At 69.3% G+C, this 17,482-nt stretch carries 17 protein-coding genes; 10 read left to right on the top strand and 7 right to left on the bottom strand.

The genetic code is table 11. The annotated features are described in order from the left end of the window. Positions 1-20: 20 nt before the first annotated feature. On the bottom strand, positions 21-905 hold the full coding sequence (gene purU / locus MYA_RS14705; protein WP_014723968.1) for a formyltetrahydrofolate deformylase: 885 nt from the start codon (positions 903-905) through the stop codon (positions 21-23). 181 nt (positions 906-1,086) lie between these two features. Then, complete coding sequence (locus MYA_RS14700; RefSeq protein ID WP_080938588.1) at positions 1,087-2,013, bottom strand: choline sulfate utilization transcriptional regulator; 927 nt, start codon at positions 2,011-2,013, stop codon at positions 1,087-1,089. Positions 2,014-2,212: 199 nt separating this feature from the next. Between MYA_RS14700 and betC the strand changes: the two genes are divergently transcribed. The 3 genes from betC to MYA_RS14685 all read left to right on the top strand — a co-directional run bounded on the left by betC (position 2,213) and on the right by MYA_RS14685 (position 6,160). Then, the gene (gene betC, locus MYA_RS14695; protein ID WP_014723965.1) at positions 2,213-3,748 is read left to right on the top strand and encodes a choline-sulfatase; all 1,536 of its coding nucleotides are present in this window, start codon (positions 2,213-2,215) and stop codon (positions 3,746-3,748) included. A 44-nt stretch (positions 3,749-3,792) separates the two neighbouring features. After that, positions 3,793-4,767 carry a choline ABC transporter substrate-binding protein gene (choX, locus tag MYA_RS14690; RefSeq protein ID WP_014723964.1) on the top strand — a complete coding sequence of 325 codons (975 nt, stop codon included), beginning with the start codon at positions 3,793-3,795 and terminating at the stop codon, positions 4,765-4,767. Positions 4,768-5,020: 253 nt separating this feature from the next. Continuing rightward, entirely contained in the window at positions 5,021-6,160 is a 1,140-nt protein-coding gene (locus MYA_RS14685; RefSeq protein ID WP_011880761.1) for a porin, read from the top strand. 15 nt (positions 6,161-6,175) lie between these two features. Here the strand turns inward: MYA_RS14685 and MYA_RS31710 are convergent, their stop codons facing one another. Further along, positions 6,176-6,349, bottom strand: a complete 174-nt coding sequence (locus tag MYA_RS31710) for a hypothetical protein (RefSeq protein WP_155624610.1) — start codon at positions 6,347-6,349, stop codon at positions 6,176-6,178. Positions 6,350-6,417: 68 nt separating this feature from the next. Here MYA_RS31710 and MYA_RS14675 point away from each other — a divergent pair, with 68 nt between their 5' ends. Continuing rightward, positions 6,418-7,668 carry an MFS transporter gene (locus MYA_RS14675; protein WP_011880760.1) on the top strand — a complete coding sequence of 417 codons (1,251 nt, stop codon included), beginning with the start codon at positions 6,418-6,420 and terminating at the stop codon, positions 7,666-7,668. Positions 7,669-7,674: 6 nt separating this feature from the next. On the opposite strand, the gene MYA_RS14670 is transcribed toward MYA_RS14675, so the two are convergent. Next, a complete protein-coding gene (locus MYA_RS14670; protein WP_011880759.1) occupies positions 7,675-8,037 on the bottom strand; it encodes a YbjQ family protein in 363 nt (120 codons plus the stop codon). Positions 8,038-8,170: 133 nt separating this feature from the next. Beyond that, positions 8,171-9,085 carry a LysR family transcriptional regulator gene (locus MYA_RS14665; RefSeq protein WP_014723962.1) on the bottom strand — a complete coding sequence of 305 codons (915 nt, stop codon included), beginning with the start codon at positions 9,083-9,085 and terminating at the stop codon, positions 8,171-8,173. A gap of 149 nt (positions 9,086-9,234) precedes the next feature. Between MYA_RS14665 and MYA_RS14660 the strand changes: the two genes are divergently transcribed. From MYA_RS14660 to MYA_RS14645, 4 genes are read left to right on the top strand one after another with little or no spacing between them, the layout of a single operon-like run. After that, complete coding sequence (locus MYA_RS14660) at positions 9,235-10,359, top strand: NAD(P)/FAD-dependent oxidoreductase (protein WP_011880757.1); 1,125 nt, start codon at positions 9,235-9,237, stop codon at positions 10,357-10,359. Next, a complete protein-coding gene (locus MYA_RS14655) occupies positions 10,352-10,651 on the top strand; it encodes a (2Fe-2S)-binding protein (protein WP_011880756.1) in 300 nt (99 codons plus the stop codon). Before MYA_RS14660 ends, MYA_RS14655 begins: the two co-directional genes overlap by 8 nt. Further along, positions 10,648-12,084: an FAD/NAD(P)-dependent oxidoreductase gene (locus MYA_RS14650; protein ID WP_014723961.1), complete on the top strand. Its 1,437-nt coding sequence runs from the start codon at positions 10,648-10,650 to the stop codon at positions 12,082-12,084. The genes MYA_RS14655 and MYA_RS14650 overlap by 4 nt, the downstream gene beginning before the upstream one ends. A 49-nt stretch (positions 12,085-12,133) precedes the next feature. Next, a complete protein-coding gene (locus MYA_RS14645) occupies positions 12,134-12,922 on the top strand; it encodes an ABC transporter substrate-binding protein (RefSeq protein ID WP_011880754.1) in 789 nt (262 codons plus the stop codon). A gap of 55 nt (positions 12,923-12,977) precedes the next feature. Here MYA_RS14645 and MYA_RS14640 read toward each other — a convergent pair whose 3' ends face one another. Then, complete coding sequence (locus tag MYA_RS14640) at positions 12,978-13,931, bottom strand: GlxA family transcriptional regulator (protein WP_011880753.1); 954 nt, start codon at positions 13,929-13,931, stop codon at positions 12,978-12,980. A gap of 369 nt (positions 13,932-14,300) precedes the next feature. Beyond that, positions 14,301-15,065, bottom strand: coding sequence for an SDR family NAD(P)-dependent oxidoreductase (locus MYA_RS14635; protein WP_014723959.1), 765 nt, complete (start codon positions 15,063-15,065; stop codon positions 14,301-14,303). A 136-nt stretch (positions 15,066-15,201) separates the two neighbouring features. Here MYA_RS14635 and MYA_RS14630 point away from each other — a divergent pair, with 136 nt between their 5' ends. After that, on the top strand, positions 15,202-16,119 hold the full coding sequence (locus MYA_RS14630) for a LysR family transcriptional regulator (protein ID WP_034195485.1): 918 nt from the start codon (positions 15,202-15,204) through the stop codon (positions 16,117-16,119). A 177-nt stretch (positions 16,120-16,296) separates the two neighbouring features. After that, entirely contained in the window at positions 16,297-17,424 is a 1,128-nt protein-coding gene (locus MYA_RS14625) for an aminotransferase class V-fold PLP-dependent enzyme (RefSeq protein WP_014723956.1), read from the top strand. Positions 17,425-17,482: the final 58 nt, after the last annotated feature.

The following is a 17,482-nucleotide window of genomic DNA, read 5'->3' as shown; positions in this document are numbered from 1 at the left end:
GCGGGACCGTCGGCGCGCGCTTACGGAAACACCACCGTCCGGTCGCCGTTCAGGAACACGCGCCGCTCGATGAACGCCTTCACCGCGCGCGCGAGCGTGAGGGCTTCGACGTCGCGGCCCACCGCCAGCAACTGCTCCGGCCGCAGCGCATGATCGACGCGCTCGACGACCTGCTCGATGATCGGGCCTTCGTCGAGATCGTCGGTCACGAAGTGCGCGGTCGCGCCGATCAGCTTCACGCCGCGCGCATGCGCCTGGTGATACGGCTTCGCTCCCTTGAAGCCGGGCAGGAACGAGTGATGGATGTTGATCGCGCGATTCGCGAGCTTCGCGCTGGTCTCCTGCGACAGCACCTGCATGTAGCGCGCGAGGATCACGAGTTCCGCGCCGCTCGATTCGAAGAAGTCGAGCCACTGCGCTTCCTGCTGCGCCTTCGTATCTGCCGTAATCGGGAAATGGCGGAACGGCAGCCCGTGCTGCGCGGCGAGCGGCTCGAAGTCGGGATGGTTCGACACGATGCCGACGATGTCCATCTTCAGCTCGCCCATCCGCCAGCGGAACAGCAGATCCGCGAGGCAGTGCTCGAGCTTCGACACCATGATCAGCACCTTGGGCCGCGCGTTGACGTCGTGAATCGCCCATTGCGTGTCGCCGCCGTCACCAGCGAGCCCGGCCGCGATCGGCCCGAACTCGTGGCGCAGCGCGTCGATCTGCAGCGTCTCGTCGGTCGGATGAAACACGCAGCGCACGAAGAAGTGGTTGCTGAGATCGTCGTCGAACACGTTCAGCGCGTCGACATAGCAGCGATGGCGCTCGAGAAAGCCGACGACGGCGGCGACCTGGCCGGCCGCGCTCGGGCACGACAGCGTCAGGACGAATTGATCGGGGCGTGAGTCGGCGGTCATGGGATTCCTCGGGTGTCATGGGGCGCGAAGCCGCGGCGCAGCGCGGCTTCGCGCCGCGTGTCGCGGTAGCGGGAGGCTCAAGTAAATCAGGACGATTACGCGGCGGATAGAACCAACCCGCCGTGTGGCTGGTATCGGCGCGCCAGCGCCGCCGCGCCCATGCGCGATCGCGCGCGGCGCGTCACGCCGTTGCGCACGCGTCGAGCAGCCAGCGCCGGAACACGTGGGTCGCGTCGGTCTCGGGCCGTTGCGGCGGCCGCACCAGGAAGTAGCCGCGCGACGTGACGACCGGCGCGTCGACGAGTTTCACCAGTTGCCCGGACGCGACCAGCTCGTCGACGAGCGGCGACCAGCCGAGCGCGACGCCTTCGCCGAGCAGCGCCGCGTGGATCACCAGCGCATAGCTGTTGAAGGTCACGCCGCGCGCGGCGGCCGGCGCGTCGAGGCCGTGCGCGTCGAACCAGCCGGCCCACGACAGCCAGCGCTCCGGGTGCGTCGGCTGCACGTGCAGCAGCGGCAGCGCGTGCAGATGTTCGGGCCGCGCGACGTGCGCGTGCGCCGCATGGAACGCCGGTGCGCAGACGGGCGTGACCGCTTCGGGAAACAGCCGCGCGGCCGTGCACGACGGCCAGTGGCCGTCGCCGAACAGGATCGCGATGTCCGCGTGATCGCGCTGCACGTCGTAATCCTGTGACGTGACGACGCGCACGTCGACGTCCGGCATCACGCGTTTCAGCCCGGCCAGGCGCGGCATCAGCCAGTAGGTCGCGAAACCGACGTCGGTGACGATCGTCAGCGCGCCGTGCTCGCGGCGCGCGCGCAGCGTCGCGGTCGCGCCGCGCAGCGTCTCGAGGCTCGCGCGCACGGCTTCGTACAGGCACTGGCCGTCGTTCGTCAGCGTGACGCCGCGCGGGCTGCGCTCGAACAGCGGAACGCCCAGCTCCGCTTCCAGCTGGAACACCTGCTGGCTGACGGCCGGCTGCGTCGAGCCGAGCTCGCGCGCGGCGGCCGTGAAGCTCTGCAGACGCGCGGCCGATTCGAACGCGCGCAGCGCCTGCATCGACGGTAACGATTCGGATTTCGACATAAGCCTCTCTAATGGCCCCATAAGAGCCGGACGTCTTCCCGCGCGGATTCGGGCGGGAGATAGTGCATCGGACGGCTCGGCGCCGCGCCGCCTGTCGCGATTCTAGCCAGTCGCGGCCCGAGCGCGCGGCACTTCGTGCAGCCGCGTCCGTCATGCCGGCTGCGTCGCTGCAACAGCGTCGCGCCGTTCCGTTCGAACACCGATTTCCCCACGACCGCCGATGACGAACCCGACACCCAACATCCTGATCCTGATGGCCGACCAGCTCACGCCGTTCGCGTTGCCGGCCTACGGCAACCGCGTCGCGCGCACGCCGACGCTCGACCGGCTCGCCGCGCAAGGCGTGGTGTTCGACGCCGCGTACTGCGCGAGCCCGCTGTGCGCGCCGTCGCGCTTCTCGCTGCTGACCGGCAAGCTGCCGTCGCGTATCGGCGCCTACGATAACGCCGCCGAATTGCCCGCGCAAACGCTGACCTTCGCGCACTACCTGCGGGCGGGCGGTTACCGGACGATGCTGTCCGGGAAAATGCACTTCTGCGGCCCCGACCAGTTGCACGGCTTCGAGGAGCGGCTCACGACCGACATCTATCCGGCCGACTTCGGCTGGGTGCCCGACTGGGACCACCCGACCGAGCGGCCGAGCTGGTATCACAACATGAGCTCGGTGCTCGACGCCGGGCCGTGCGTGCGCACCAATCAGCTCGACTTCGACGACGAAGTGACGTTCGCGGCCCGCCAGAAGCTGTTCGACGTCGCGCGCGAGCGTGCGGCCGGCCACGACGCACGGCCGTTCTGCATGGTCGTGTCGTTGACGCATCCGCACGATCCGTATGCGATCACGCGCGAATACTGGGACCTGTACCGCGACGACGAGATCGACATGCCGGCGGTGCGGCTCGACGCCCAGCAGAGCGATCCGCATTCGCAGCGGCTGCGCTTCGTCTGCGAGAACGACCGTACGCCGCCCACCGATGCGCAGATTCGCGCCGCCCGCCGCGCATACTACGGCGCGACCTCGTACGTCGACGCGCAGTTCGCCAGCGTGCTCGCCGCGCTCGAGCAATGCGGCTTCGCCGACGACACGATCGTGATCGTCACGTCCGACCACGGCGACATGCTCGGCGAGCGCGGGCTCTGGTACAAGATGACGTTCTTCGAAGGCGGCTGCCGCGTGCCGCTGATCGTGCATGCGCCGCAGCGCTTCGACGCGGCGCGCGTGCGCACGCCGGTGTCGCACCTCGACCTGCTGCCGACGCTGGTGGACCTCGCCGGTGTGACGCCGGCCGGCGGCTGGCCGGACCCGGTCGACGGCGCGAGCCTCGTGCCGCAGCTGCGCGGCGCGCCGGCGCACGACGTCGCGCTCGGCGAATATCTCGCCGAAGGCGCGGTGGCGCCGATCGTGATGATTCGCCGCGGCGACTGGAAGTACGTGCAGTGCGCGGCCGACCCCGACCAGCTGTACAACCTCGCCGACGATCCGCACGAGCGCATGAACCTGGCCGGCCTGCCCGAAGCGGCGGAGGCGCTCGCCGCGTTGCGCGCGGAGGCCGCGCGGCGCTGGAACCTGACGGAGCTCGACGCGCAGGTGCGCGCGAGCCAGCGGCGCCGGCGCTTCCATTACGCGGCGACGACGCAGGGCCGCATCCACGCATGGGACTGGCAGCCGTTCACCGACGCGAGCCAGCGCTACATGCGCAATCACATCGAACTCGACACGCTCGAAGCGATGGCGCGCTTTCCGCGCGTCGGCCGCTGAACGCATACATCGCGCACACTGACGAACGACGGAGGAACCGACTCATGAAACGGCAATGCAATGCAGCAATCCGCAGACTCGGCACGGCGCTCGCCGCAGCCGCCTGCGTCGCGGCGACGGCGCTGCAGCCCGCGCACGCCGCCGACGCGCAGACGTGTCGCGACGTGAAGATGGCGGCGCCCGGCTGGACCGACATCGACGCGACCAACGCGATGGCCGGCGTGGTGCTGAAGGCGCTCGGCTACCGCCAGGACGTGGCGAACCTGTCGGTGCCGATCACGTACCAGGGGCTGAAGAAAGGGCAGGTCGACGTGTTCCTCGGCAACTGGATGCCCGCGCAGGCGCCGCTCGTGAAGCCGTTCGTCGACGAGAAGGCGATCGACGTGCTGCACGCGAACCTGAGCGGTGCGAAATTCACGCTCGCGGTGCCCGACTACGTGGCGGCGGCCGGCGTGCACACGTTCGCCGATCTCGCGGCCCACGCGGACCAGTTCGGCGGCAAGATCTACGGGATCGAGCCGGGCGCGCCCGCGAACCAGAACATCAAGCGGATGCTGGCCGATCATGCGCTGGGCGCGGCGAACTGGTCGCTGGTCGAATCGAGCGAGACGGGGATGCTCACGCAGGTCGAGCGCGCGGTGCGCGACAAGCGCTGGATCGTGTTCCTCGCGTGGGAGCCGCACCTGATGAACACCAAGTTCCATCTGACCTACCTGTCGGGCGGCGACGCGTACTTCGGGCCGAACTACGGCGGCGCGACCGTCAACACCGTGACGCGCGCGGGCTTTGCCGGCCAGTGCGCGAACCTAGCGCGGCTGTTCCGGCAGATGACGTTCTCCGTCGACGTCGAGAACCGCATGATCGCCGACATGCTCGACCACAAGACGCCCCCCGCCGTCGCGGCGCAGCACGTGCTGAAAGCTGACCCATCGCTGGCCGAGCGCTGGCTCGACGGCGTGACGACGGCGGCCGGCGCGCCCGCGCTGCCGGCCGTGCGCGCGGCGCTCGACGCGCGCTGACGGGCTCTCGGGCGGCCGGTTTTCGGCCGCGCCGTCCGTCTCCGTGTTTTCCCGAACGGTCGCAACGAGACTATTTGTTGTCGCCTTCAGACGGGTGAGCCGAAATATGGGTTTGTACTTTTTGCCAATGGCTGCGTTATTGCGGAATACGTAATAGCGAAGCCAGAGGAGTACCGAATTCGAATCAGCCAGCGCAATGCGGCGCGCGCCAGCCAAGATTCCTTCCATCGAACGGTTCAGGGGGTAGTCGACAATGAAGCAAACGAAAGTTGCCGTAGCCGCCGCGCTCGCGTGCGCGGCCTGCATTCCCACCATCGGCCACGCGCAGAGCAGCGTGACGCTGTACGGGATTCTCGACGCCGGCATCACGTACGTGAACAACACGGGCGGCTCGCACGTGGTGAAGTTCGACGACGGCGTCTCCTACGGGAACCGCTTCGGCCTGAAGGGCACGGAAGATCTCGGCGGCGGCCTGAAGGCGGTGTTCGCGCTCGAGAGCGGTTTCCACCTCGGCAACGGGCAACTCGGCTTCGGCGGCGCCGAATTCGGCCGGCAGGCTTATGTCGGGCTGCAGAACGACTGGGGCACGCTGTCGTTCGGCAACCAGCTCGACATCACGAACGAACTCGTATCGATCTACAACATCTCGGCGTGGGGCAGCGGCTATGCGATCCACCAGGGCGACTTCGACCGGTTCAACGGCGACCGCCTGCCGAATTCGGTGAAGTTCCTGTCGAACGACCTGAGCGGCTTCAAGTTCGGCGCGATGTACTCGTTCGGCAACGTCGCCGGCAACTTCCATCGCAACAGCGCGTGGAGCGCGGGCGCGAGCTTCACGAAGGGCGACTTCTCGATCGGCGCCGCGTACACGCGCCTGAACAACCCGAACGGCATCTATGCGTTCGACCCGTACGCGATGATCGGCACGCATACGTTCCTCGGCCAGCAGACGGTCACCGTCGATCCGGCCACCGGCGCGCGCACCGACCTGTTCGCGAACACGGCGATGGACGTCGACAGCCAGGGCACGTTCGGCATCGGCACGAGCTACACGATCGGCAAGCTGTCGCTCGACGCGAACTTCTCGTACACGACGATCAAGGGCTTCGGCCAGTCGTCGCACATGCAGGTCTACGAAGGCGGCGGCTTGTACCAGTTCACGCCGGCGCTCAGCTTCATCGCCGGCTACCAGCACACGCGCTTCGAGGGCCACCACTGGAACCAGGGCACGGCCGGCCTGCACTACCTGCTGTCGAAGCGCACCGACGTGTACATCTCCGGCGATTACCTGCGCGCGTCGCAGGGCGTCGACGCGGTGATCGGCTACAGCTTCACGCCGTCGACCACGCAGACGCAGGCCGACGTGCGGATCGGGATGCGGCATTCGTTCTGAGCCCGGCAGGGTAGTTCATTCGACGTCTTCAGCGAGGTCTCTCTTTCGCGCGAACTGCGGTTCGCGCTTTTTTTTGTCGCGATTCTTGTTGCGACTCTTGTTGCGATAGGGCGCCGCGCGCGGCATGCGTGTGCCAAGCGCCTGCCGAGCGCGGTCGCGGCACTTGACGATATCATCGCGGTTCGACACGCGCCGTGTCGCGCCGATCGCCTGCCGGCGACACGACGCTATCCCGTCGATCACCCGCCGATGACCCGATGACCACCCCGTTACCCGAATCCGCTCCGCCGTCGCCGCTACCGGCGAATCTGTTCCGTCATGCGCCGTTCCAGCGTTTCTGGGGGACGCGCGTGACGTCGTCCCTAGCGTTCCAGATCCTGTCGGTCGCGATCGGCTGGTACGTTTATACGCTCACGCACAGCGCGTTCGCGCTCGGCCTCGTCGGGCTTGCGCAGTTCGTGCCGATGTTCGCGCTGACGCTCGTCGTCGGGCAGGTGGCCGACCGCTACGACCGGCGGCGCATCGCGACGATCTGTCAGAGCGTCGAGGCGCTGGCTGCCGGCGTGTTCCTGCTCGGCGCGGCCCGCGGCTGGCTGACGGCGCCGGGCGTCTATGCGCTCGCCGCGCTCGTCGGCACCGCGCGCGCGTTCGAATCGCCTTCGGTGTCGTCGCTGCTGCCGGCCGTCGTGCCGCGCGGCGACCTGCCGCGCGCGACCGCGCTGTCCACCTCGGCCAATCAGGCCGCGCAGATTCTCGGGCCGGCGTTCGGCGGCCTGCTGTACGGCGTTGGCGCACCGGCCGCGTTCGGCACGAGCGCCGTCGCGTTCGCGATTGCCGCGGTGCTCAGCGGCACCATCCCGCTGCGCAGCGCGCCGCCCGCGCGCGAGCCGGTCACGCTGCGTTCGGTGTTCTCGGGCATCGCGTTCATCCGGCGCGAGCCGGCGATCCTCGGCGCGCTGTCGCTCGACCTGTTCGCCGTGCTGTTCGGCGGCGCGACCGCGCTGTTGCCGATCTATGCGCGCGACATCCTGCAGGTCGGGCCGTGGGGGCTCGGCGCGCTGCGCGCGGCGCCGGCCGTCGGCGCGCTCGCGGGCACGCTGTGGCTCACGCGCTTTCCGCTCGACGTGCGGCCGGGCCGCGCGATGTTCGGCGGCGTGATCGCGTTCGGCATCGCGACGATCGTGTTCGGCCTGTCGCGGCATTTCGCGCTGTCGCTCGTCGCGCTCGCGGCATTGGGCGCGTCGGACGTGGTGAGCGTCGTCGTGCGTCTGTCGCTCGTGCAGCTGCGCACGCCGGACGACATGCTCGGGCGCGTGAGCGCGGTGAATTCGCTGTTCATCGGCACGTCGAACCAGCTCGGCGAATTCGAATCGGGCGTGACGGCCGCATGGTGGGGTGCGCCGGCGGCGATCGTCGTCGGCGGCACGGCGACGATCGCGGTCGCGCTCGCGTGGATGCGCCTGTTTCCTCAGCTGACCGGCATGAAGTCGCTCGAACGCGACCGGTGATGCGCGTCACGCATCGGGCGTCACGCACACCGCGGTGCCGTAGCAGATCACTTCGGTGACGCCCGAGCCGATCTCGGTCGAGTCGTAGCGCATCGCGACGATCGCGTTCGCGCCGAGCTTGCGCGCATCCGCGAGCATCTTCTCGAATGCCTGCTCGCGCGCCTTCTCGCACAGCGACGTATAGAGCGTGATGTTGCCGCCGAAGATGGTCTGCAGCGCCGCGCCGAACGAGCCGACGATCGAGCGCGAACGCACGATGATGCCCTGCGCGACGCCGAGCGAGCGGACGGTCGTGTGGCCCGGCAGATCGAAGGCGGTCGTGACGCGTGCGGGCGTGAGCGTATCGGCGGAGCGGGAAAGGTCGGTCATGGCGGCGCACCGTATCGCGGAAGTGGATGGACGACGATTCTATCCGGAATGACGGGCCTGCCCGGCGCGGGCCGCGTGCGCATGCCGTGCGCGCACTGGCTGCGCGATCGCTAGCGTTCGCCTTCTGCCTCGTTCATTCGCCGCGTCGATCGCGCATCCGCGCGAAGGCATCGCGCAACTCCACACAGAATGCATCGCCGAGCATCGACAGCGGCTGCGACGCGGACGTCACCAGATAGAAGTGATCGGGCACGGCCGGCTCGAACGGCTTCACGGCCACGCGATGCCCGGCAAAGGCCGCCGTCACCGGATCGATCAGCGCGACGCCGGCGCCGTTCGCGACGAAGGCGACGATCGTCTGCGACAGCTGCGCCTCGATCGACAGCACGCGCGACACGCCGGCCTCGACGAACAAGCGGTCGATCGCGCTGCGCGCGTCGAAGCTCGGCGGAAACGAGATGAACGACTCGCCGCTCAGATCGGCCGGCCGCACCACGCGCTTGCGCGCGAGCCGGTGCCCGCGCGGCACGATGCAGCACATCGCGCCTTCCGCGAGACGCTCGGTGCGCACCGCCGGATGCGGGACCGGCTCCGCGATCAAGCCGACGTCGCACTGGCCCGACGCGACCTTGTCGACCACGGTGGACGCGCTGTGCGCGAGCAGCGTGATGTCGACGCCCGGATGCGCGTGCGAGAAACGCGTGACGAGTTCCGGCTGCAGGTCGAGCGCGACGGCCGGCGAGCCGGCCACGCGCAGCGTGCCGCGCCGCATCGCGCGGATCTGCTCGGCGGCCTGCGCGACGCGATCGAGCCCGACGAACGCGCGCTCGACCTCCTCGTACAGCACGCGCGCCTGCGCGGTAGGCGTGAAGCGTCCCTGCTGGCGCTCGAACAGCACGAAGCCGACGCGATCCTCGAGATCGGCGATCAGCCGGCTCACGGCCGGCTGCGAGATATGCAGATCGCGCGCCGCGCGCGTGACGGTATGGCGTTGCATCACCGCGCGGAACGCTTCGATCTGCCGGATTCTCAGGGATGGCGTGGTCATAACACTGGATTATGGGTCGTTGATCAAGCTGTATTGGACAGCCTATTTTGCCTGCCCGAACATCGGTTCATCAACGATATATACGCAAGGAACCGCGCCGACATGGCCCATAACACGCATCGACCGACCGGCTCGCCGCGGAGCCGCACATGAGCACGCGCGGCTTCGACGTCGTCGTCGCTGGCGGCGGCCTCGTCGGCATGGCGCTCGCGTGGGGCATCGCACGCGCCGGCAAGCGCGTCGCCGTGTGCGACGGCGACGACATCGCGTTTCGCGCGGCCCGCGGCAACTTCGGGCTCGTCTGGGTGCAGGGCAAGGGCGGGCGCTGCCTGCCGTATGCGCGCTGGTCGCGCGAATCGTCGGAGCGCTGGCATGCCTTCGCGGCGCAGCTGCAGCGAGAAACCGGCGTGAACTGCGGTTTCGAACGCCCCGGCGGCATCGAACTGTTCGAGCACGCCGACGAACTCGCGAGCGCGACCGCGCTGCTCGAGTCGCTGCATCGGCAGGACGCGGCGCTGTCGTACGAAGTGCTCGATGCGGCCGCGCTGCGCAGACGGATCCCCGCGGCGTCCGCTGCGCTCGCCGGCGCGCTGTGGTCGCCGAACGACGGCCATGCGAATCCGCTCTATACGCTGCGCGCGATGCTGCAGGCGTTCGTGCAAAGCGGCGGCGTCTATCTGCCGCGCAACCCGGTGAACGAGATCCGTCCGCGTGCCGGGCGCTTCGAGATCGACACGCGCGAAGGCCGTCTCGAAGCCGGGCGCATCGTGCTCGCGGCCGGACTCGACAATGCACGCCTCGCGCCGATGGTCGACATGCACGCGCCGATCGCGCCGCTGCGCGGCCAGATCATGGTCACCGAACGGCTCGCGCCGTTTCTCGACTATCCGACGCTGGTCGTGCGTCAGACGCCAGAAGGCTCGGTGCTGCTCGGCGATTCGGCGGAAGACGTCGGCTTCGACGACGGCCAGACACGTGCCGCGATGGTCGACATCGCACGCCGCGCACGCACCGCGTTTCCGGTGCTCGCGCATGCGCGCATCGTCCGCGCCTGGGGCGCGCTGCGCATCATGACGCCCGACGGGCTGCCCGTGTACGAAGCGTCGACTACGCATCCCGGCGCGTTCGTCGCGATCTGCCACAGCGGCGTGACGCTCGCGGCCGCGCATGCCGACCTCGTCGCGCCCTGGATCGCAGGCGACGCCGCACCGGCCGACCTGTCCGCCTTCAACACCGCGCGCTTCGCCGCGCCCCCGGAGCACCGGCATGTTTGAATCCATCGTTCCCGCCGCCGCGACGCGCGAGCGCGTGCGCATCCATATCGACGGCACGCCGCACGACGTGCCCGCGCACTACAGCGTCGCCGCCGCGTTGCTCGCCGCGGGCGTGCTCGCGTGCCGCGCCAGCGCCGTCGGCGGCGCGCCGCGCGGCCCGTTCTGCATGATGGGCGTGTGCTTCGACTGTCTCGTCGACATCGACGGCGTGCCGAACGTGCAGGGCTGCATGACGCCCGTGCGCGACGGGATGCAGGTGCGTGCGATGCATGGCCGCGCGAGGCTCGCATGACGCGCAGCCAGTGCGATCTGCTGATCGTCGGCGCCGGGCCGGCCGGGATGGCCGCGGCCGCCGCCGCGTGCAAGGCGGGGCTGTCGGTCGTGGTCGCCGACGAAGGCACGGCGGCCGGCGGCCAGATCTATCGCAACGTCGCGGCCGCGCCTGCCGAACTCGCGCGCTGGCTCGGCAGGGATTACGTCGCCGGCCGGCCGCTTCTCGACGCGTTGCATGCGAGCGGCGCGCGTTATCTGCCGCGCAGCACGGTATGGCAGGTGGCGTTGGAGCCGGAGCCGGTCGCGATGCTGACGCGAAGCGGTCCGTCGGGCGGCACGCTCGAAATCGGCGCGCGCGCGGTGCTGATCGCGGCCGGCGCGCAGGAGCGGCCGTGGCCGATACCGGGCTGGACGCTGCCGGGCGTGATGGGCGTCGGCGCCGCGCAGTCGTTGCTGAAATCGTCGGGGCTCGCGCCGTCGGCCGACACCGTGCTCGCCGGCAGCGGCCCGCTGCTGTGGCTGTTCGCGGCGCAATTGCTGAACGCGGGCAGGCGCGTGCGCGCGCTGGTCGACACGACGCCGCGCGATGCGTGGCGCCGTGCGCTTCCGCACGCGCTGCCGGCGCTGCGCGGCGCCGACTATCTGCTCAAGGGCTGGCGCATGCTGCGTGCGGTGCGCGATGCGGGCATCGCGGTTCATCGCGGCGCGACCGACGTGCGGATCGACGGCGACGGCCGCGCGCAAGCCATCCACTTTCGCGACGCGCACGGCATCGCGCATTCGCTCGACACGTCGCTCGTGCTGCTGCACCAGGGCGTGATTCCGTCGACGCAGCTCGCGCGCGCGCTCGGCTGCGCGCATGAATGGGACGGACGCGCGGCATGCTGGCGGCCGCAATGCGACGCGCGCGGCCGCAGCAGCGTCGCGCCGGTCTGGATTGCCGGCGACGGCGCCGGCATCGGCGGCGCGCAGGCCGCGGCACTGGCGGGCGAAGTCGCCGCGCTCGACGTTGCTGCCGCGCTCGGCGTGCTCGATCGGCACGCGCAGGCCGAACGCGAGCGCCCGTTGCTGCGTGCGCGGCGCCGTCATCTCGCCGTGCGTCCTCTGCTCGATGCGCTCTATACGCCGCCCGCCATGCTGCGCCGCCCCGACGGCGACACCATCGTATGCCGCTGCGAGGAGATCACGGCCGCCGAAATACGCGGCCTCGCGGCGCTCGGCTGTCCGGGGCCGAACCAGATGAAGGCGTTCACGCGCTGTGGAATGGGGCCGTGCCAGGGGCGCTGGTGCGGCGCGACGGTCGGCGAACTGATCGCCGACGTGCAGCGGCGCGACGTTGGCGACGTGGGCCACTACCGGATCCGCGCGCCGATCAAGCCCGTGACCGTCGGCGAGATGGCCGACGCGCTCGAACTGTCGAACGATTTCCGGCGCGGCGAATTCCCGAGCTGACGCACGGCCCGCGCATGCCCCAGCTTGCCCACCCGAACGGAGCCTGACCATGAAGAACAAGACCCGCATCACGATCCTGCTTTCCGCCGCCACGATGGCCTTCGCGACGCTGGCGTCGGCGAAGGAGTGGACGACGATCCGCATCGGCGTGGACCCGACCTATCCGCCGTTCGAATCGACCGCGACCGACGGCAGCGTGCAGGGCTTCGACGTCGACCTCGGCAATGCGCTGTGCGCGAAGCTGAACGCGAAATGCGTGTGGGTGTCGAGCAGCTTCGACGGACTGATTCCGGGCCTGCAGGCGCGCAAGTTCGACGTGATCCTGTCGTCGATGGCCGCGACCGAACAGCGCCGCCAGCAGATCGACTTCACCGACCGCCTGTACCGCAACCAGACGCGCCTGATCGCCCGCACGGGCGCCGGGCTGCTGCCCGACGCGGCGAAGCTCGCCGGCAAGCGCATCGCGGTCGAACAGGGGACGATCCAGGAGACCTATGCGCGCGAGAAATGGGCGCCGGCGAAGGTCGAGGTCGTGCCGTACCCGAGCTACGACCAGGCGTATGCGGACCTCGTGACGGGGCGCATCGACGGCGTGCTGATGGATGCGGTGCAGGGCCAGCTCGGCTTCCTGGCGACGCCGCGCGGCAAGGGCTTCTCGTTCGCGGGCGGCGTCGTGTTCGATCCGCGGATCATGGGCAACGGCGACGCGATCGGCGTGCGCAAGGCCGATACCGACCTGCGCGACGCGCTGAATCGCGCGATCGCGCAGATTCGCAGCGACGGCACGTATCGCAAGATCGAGTCGAAGTACTTCGACTTCGACATGTACGGGAACTGACGGCCGTCGCCGCGGCGCACGGCAACGCATCGGTTCGTGCCGCGCCCCGCATCGCTCAGCGCTTCGGCGCGAGGCCGCCGCGGTCGCTGCGCGGGCTCACGCCGAAGCGCGTGCGGTACGTGCGCGAGAAATGCGACGGCGATTCGAACCCGCACGCGACGCACACCGACGTGATGCTCATGTCGGTCTGCTGCAGCAGCTCGCGGGCGCGATCGAGCCGCAGGTTCAGATAGAAGCGCGTCGGCGTGTCGTTCAGCGTCGCGCTGAACAGCCGTTCGAGCTGGCGTCGGGTGATCGACACCTCCTGCGCGAGCGCGTCGGAGCCGAGCGGCGTCTCCATGTGCCGCTGCATCGAATCGATCACCTGGATCAGCTTGCGGTTGTGCACGCCGTAGCGCGCGGCGATCTCGAGGCGCTGGCTGTCCGAGCGCTGCCGGATGCGGCTCACGACGAACTGCTCGGAGATCGCCGCGGCGAGATCGGCGCCGTGCCGCCGGCCGATCAGGTCGAGCATCATGTCGATCGACGCGGTGCCGCCCGCGCAGGTGATGCGCCGCTCGTCGATCTCGAACAGCTCCTGCGTCGCGTTCAGGCGCGGGTAACGCTCGCGGAACGCGGCGAGCGCCTCCCAGTGCAGCGTCAGCGTTTGCGACGCGTCGAACAGCCCGGCTTCCGCGAGCACGAAGCTGCCGGTGTCGATGCCGCCGAGCGTCGCGCCGTGCCGGTGCTGGCGGCGCAGCCAGTCGGCGAGCGCGCGGTCGTAGCAGGCGAGCGGATCGAAGCCGGCGACGACGAACACCGTGTCGACCTGCCCGACGTCCGCATAGGCGGCCTCGGCCGCCACCGGGATGCCGTTGCTCGCGGCGACGGGTGCGCCGTCCGCGCTGATCACGTGCCAGCGGTACAGCTCGGTGCGGAACCGGTTAGCGACCCGCAGCGGTTCGACCGCGGACATGAAGCCGAGCGCGGAGAAGCCGGGCAGCAACAGGAAGTGGAAATCCTCGGGCATCGCGGGGTCGCGTCGAATCGGATGAAGGCCGGGCGGCGAGCGGGGCGCAGCGCGCGCCGGACGCTCGACACTGGATTATCGCGGGTTTGCGCGGCGCTCCGCGTATTTTCGTGCGACGGCCGCTGCAGCCGCTCGACCGAGAAGCGGGCGACGAGATCGAAGTTCAGCGGGATCAGGCGGTACAGCGAATGCGTCGACTGGCCCGCGAAACGCTCGGCGTGCGGTCGCCGACGGCAGCTCGCCGAATTGCGTGTTGTAGACGGTCGCGAAATTTCCGAGGCGGATGAGGCCCCGGCGCGCGGCGGCAGCGCTGACCGGCGTCTCGGCGTGGCGCGTGCCGCCGGTCTAACCGCTGCAGCCTCATCATGTTCAGATCTGCTGCTGACCGCCGTCGACGAACAGCTCGATGCCGTTCACGAAGCTCGCATCGTCCGACGCGAGGAACAGCGCAGCGCCCGCGATTTCCTCGGGTTCGCCGAGGCGCCCCATCGGAATCAGCGAAGCCAGATAGTCGGCGAGCCCCTGACGCTGCGCGGCGTCCTGGCCGGCGAGGTCGAGCAGGCCCGGCGTACGCGTCGCACCGGGGCTGATCGTGTTCACGCGGATGCCGCGCTCCTTGAGGTCGAGAATCCAGTTGCGTGCGAACGAGCGTACCGCGGCCTTCGACGCCGCATACACGCTGAACGCCGCGGTGCCGGCGCTGGCTGCCGTCGAGCCGGTGAGGATCACCGACGCGCGGTCGGCGAGCAGCGGCAACGCCTTTTGCACCGTGAACAGCACGCCTTTCACGTTGCGATCGAACGTGTCGTCGAAGTGCTCTTCGGTGATGCTGCCGAACGGCAGCATCGAGCCGCCGCCCGCGTTCGCGAACAGCACGTCGAGGCGGCCGCGTTCTTCGCCGATCTGCGCGTACAGCGCGTCGAGTTCGTCGAGCTTCGTCGAGTCGATCCGCACGCCGGTCGCGCTGCCGCCGTTGTCGCGGATCGAGCCGACCGCGGCGTCGAGTTCGGCCTGACGGCGGCCGGTCACGTAGACGTGCGCGCCTTCCGCGGCGAAGCGCTGGGCGGTCGCGAGGCCGATCCCGCTGGTGCCACCGGTGACGAGTGCGATCTTGTTGTCGAGCTTGCGTGCCATGGTGCTTCTCCTTTCGATATCTGGATGAGTGGGTTCGTGTTACGTGCTGCGATGCAAGGAGAATATCGACGCACCCAGGCTTTCGAAATAGAATTGATTGCAAGCCAACGTTGCATAAATGAAAAGATGAGGGGAAATGGCCAGATTGCCTGACTTCGAGGGGCTCGCAATGTTCGCGAAGGTCGCCGAGGAGGGCTCGTTCGCGGCGGCGGCCCGCTCGATGGGCGTGTCGGTGGCGACCGTGTCGCGCGGCGTCGCGCGCCTGGAAGACCGGCTCGGCGGGCGGCTCTTCAACCGCACGTCGCGGCAGCTCGCGCTCACCGAGTTCGGCCGGACCTTGTGCGAAAAGGCGGGCGACATGTATCGCCACGCGGAAGAAGCGGAGAGCGCCGCGCGTGAGATGGCCGTGCAGCCGCGCGGGCTCGTGCGGCTCGCGGTGCCGATGTCGTTCGGCCTGCGTTGGGTCGCGCCGCTGTTGCCGGCGTTCTTTCGCGCCTATCCGGAAGTGTCGATCGACCTGCATCTGTCGGATGCGTCGGTCGATCTGATCGCCGACGGTTTCGATGCCGCGCTGCGGATCGCCGCGCTGCCCGATTCGTCGCTGGTCGCGCGGCGCCTGTGCGCGGTGACGCAATACGTGGTCGCGTCGCCGGCCTATCTGGCGCGCGAAGGCCGGCCGACGCATCCGCGCGATCTGGCCGGGCGCGCATGCCTGTCGTATGCGTACCGCGCGCACAGCGACGTGTGGCGCTTCACGAACGACGCCGGCGAAGAAGAACCGATCCTGCCGGACGGGCCGCTGCGCGTGACGAATTCCGACGCGCTGCTGCCGACGCTGCTCGAAGGGCTCGCGATCGGCGAGCTGCCGGAGTTCATCGCCGGCGAATATCTGGCCGACGGCCGGCTCGAAGCGATCCTGACCGACTGGTCGCTCACCAAGGGCGGCCTGTACTTCATCACGCCTTCCGCGCGCGCCCGACCGGCGAAGATCGCCGCGCTGTCCGACTTCTTCGCCGAACATCTGTCGGAGCCGAGCTGGCGGTGGCCGAGGTAGGCGAGCGGCGCGGCAACGCGCAGCGCGCCTCCGCGCCCCGTCGTACCAAGCGCAGCGGCTTTCGCTAGAATCGGTCGTCGTCGATGCAACCGTCATCCGATGTTGCATTGCAGCGGCGGCGTCCGCCCGGATGCCGCGCGCGCTCATCCCATGCCAGATTCTTTACCGGAGGCGAACGTGCCAGGATTACTTCCCGATGTCGACCGCGACGGGCTTCTCGAATATTCGGTGGTGTACACCGACCGGTCGATCAATCACATGTCGCAGCGCTTCCAGCACGTGATGCGCGACATTTCCGCTGCGTTGAAGCAGGTCTACCACGCGAAGGCCGTCGCCATCGTGCCGGGCAGCGGGACCTTCGGCATGGAGGCCGTCGCGCGGCAGTTCGCGACCAACCGCAAATGCCTCGTGATCCGCAACGGCTGGTTCAGCTTCCGCTGGTCGCAGATCTTCGAGATGGGCGGCATTCCGTCCGAAGCGATCGTGCTGAAGGCGCGTCCGGTCGAGCCGGGCCGGCAGGCCGCCTATGCGCCTGCGCCGCTCGACGAAGTGGTCGCCGCGATTCGCGAGCACAAGCCGGATCTCGTGTTCGCGCCGCACGTCGAGACCGCCTCCGGCATGATGCTGCCCGACGCGTATCTGCGCGCGGTGGCGGACGCCGTGCATGCGGTCGGCGGGATGTTCGTGCTCGATTGCATCGCGTCCGGCACGGTGTGGGTCGACATGGAGGCGACCGGCGTCGACGTGCTGATCAGCGCGCCGCAGAAGGGCTGGAGCGCCTCGCCCGGCTGCGGACTGGTGATGCTCGGCGCGCTGGCGCGCGAGCGGATCGACGCGACCACCAGCACCAGCTTCGCGTGCGATCTGCGCAAGTGGCTGCAGATCATGGAGGCGTACGAGAACGGCGGCTTCGCGTATCACGCGACGATGCCGACCGACAGCCTCGCGACGCTGCGCGACGTCATCGCCGAAACACAGGCGTACGGCTTCGACAAGGTGAAGGCCGAGCAGCTCGAGCTCGGCGCGCGGATTCGCGCGTTGCTCGCGCAGAAGGGGTTTCGCAGCGTGGCGGCCGAAGGCTTCGAGGCGCCGGGCGTGGTCGTCAGCTATACCGACGACGACGGGATCCGTTCCGGCAAGAAGTTTGCCGACGTGGGCGTGCAGATCGCGGCCGGCGTGCCGCTGCAATGCGACGAGCCGGCCGACTTCAAGACCTTCCGCATCGGCCTGTTCGGCCTCGACAAGCTGCATGACGTCGATGCGGCGGTGGCGCGCTTCGCCGCTGCGCTGGAGCGCATCGTATAAGCGCAACGGGCGGTGCGCAGCACCGGACGAGGGGCCGCCTCGGCCGCCCCTCGTCCGT

Source organism: Burkholderia sp. KJ006 (assembly GCF_000262695.1).
GTDB classification, from domain to species: Bacteria; Pseudomonadota; Gammaproteobacteria; order Burkholderiales; family Burkholderiaceae; genus Burkholderia; species Burkholderia vietnamiensis.
The sequence above is the reverse complement of the archived record's forward strand: the minus strand, read 5'-3'. Positions and strand labels throughout refer to the sequence as shown.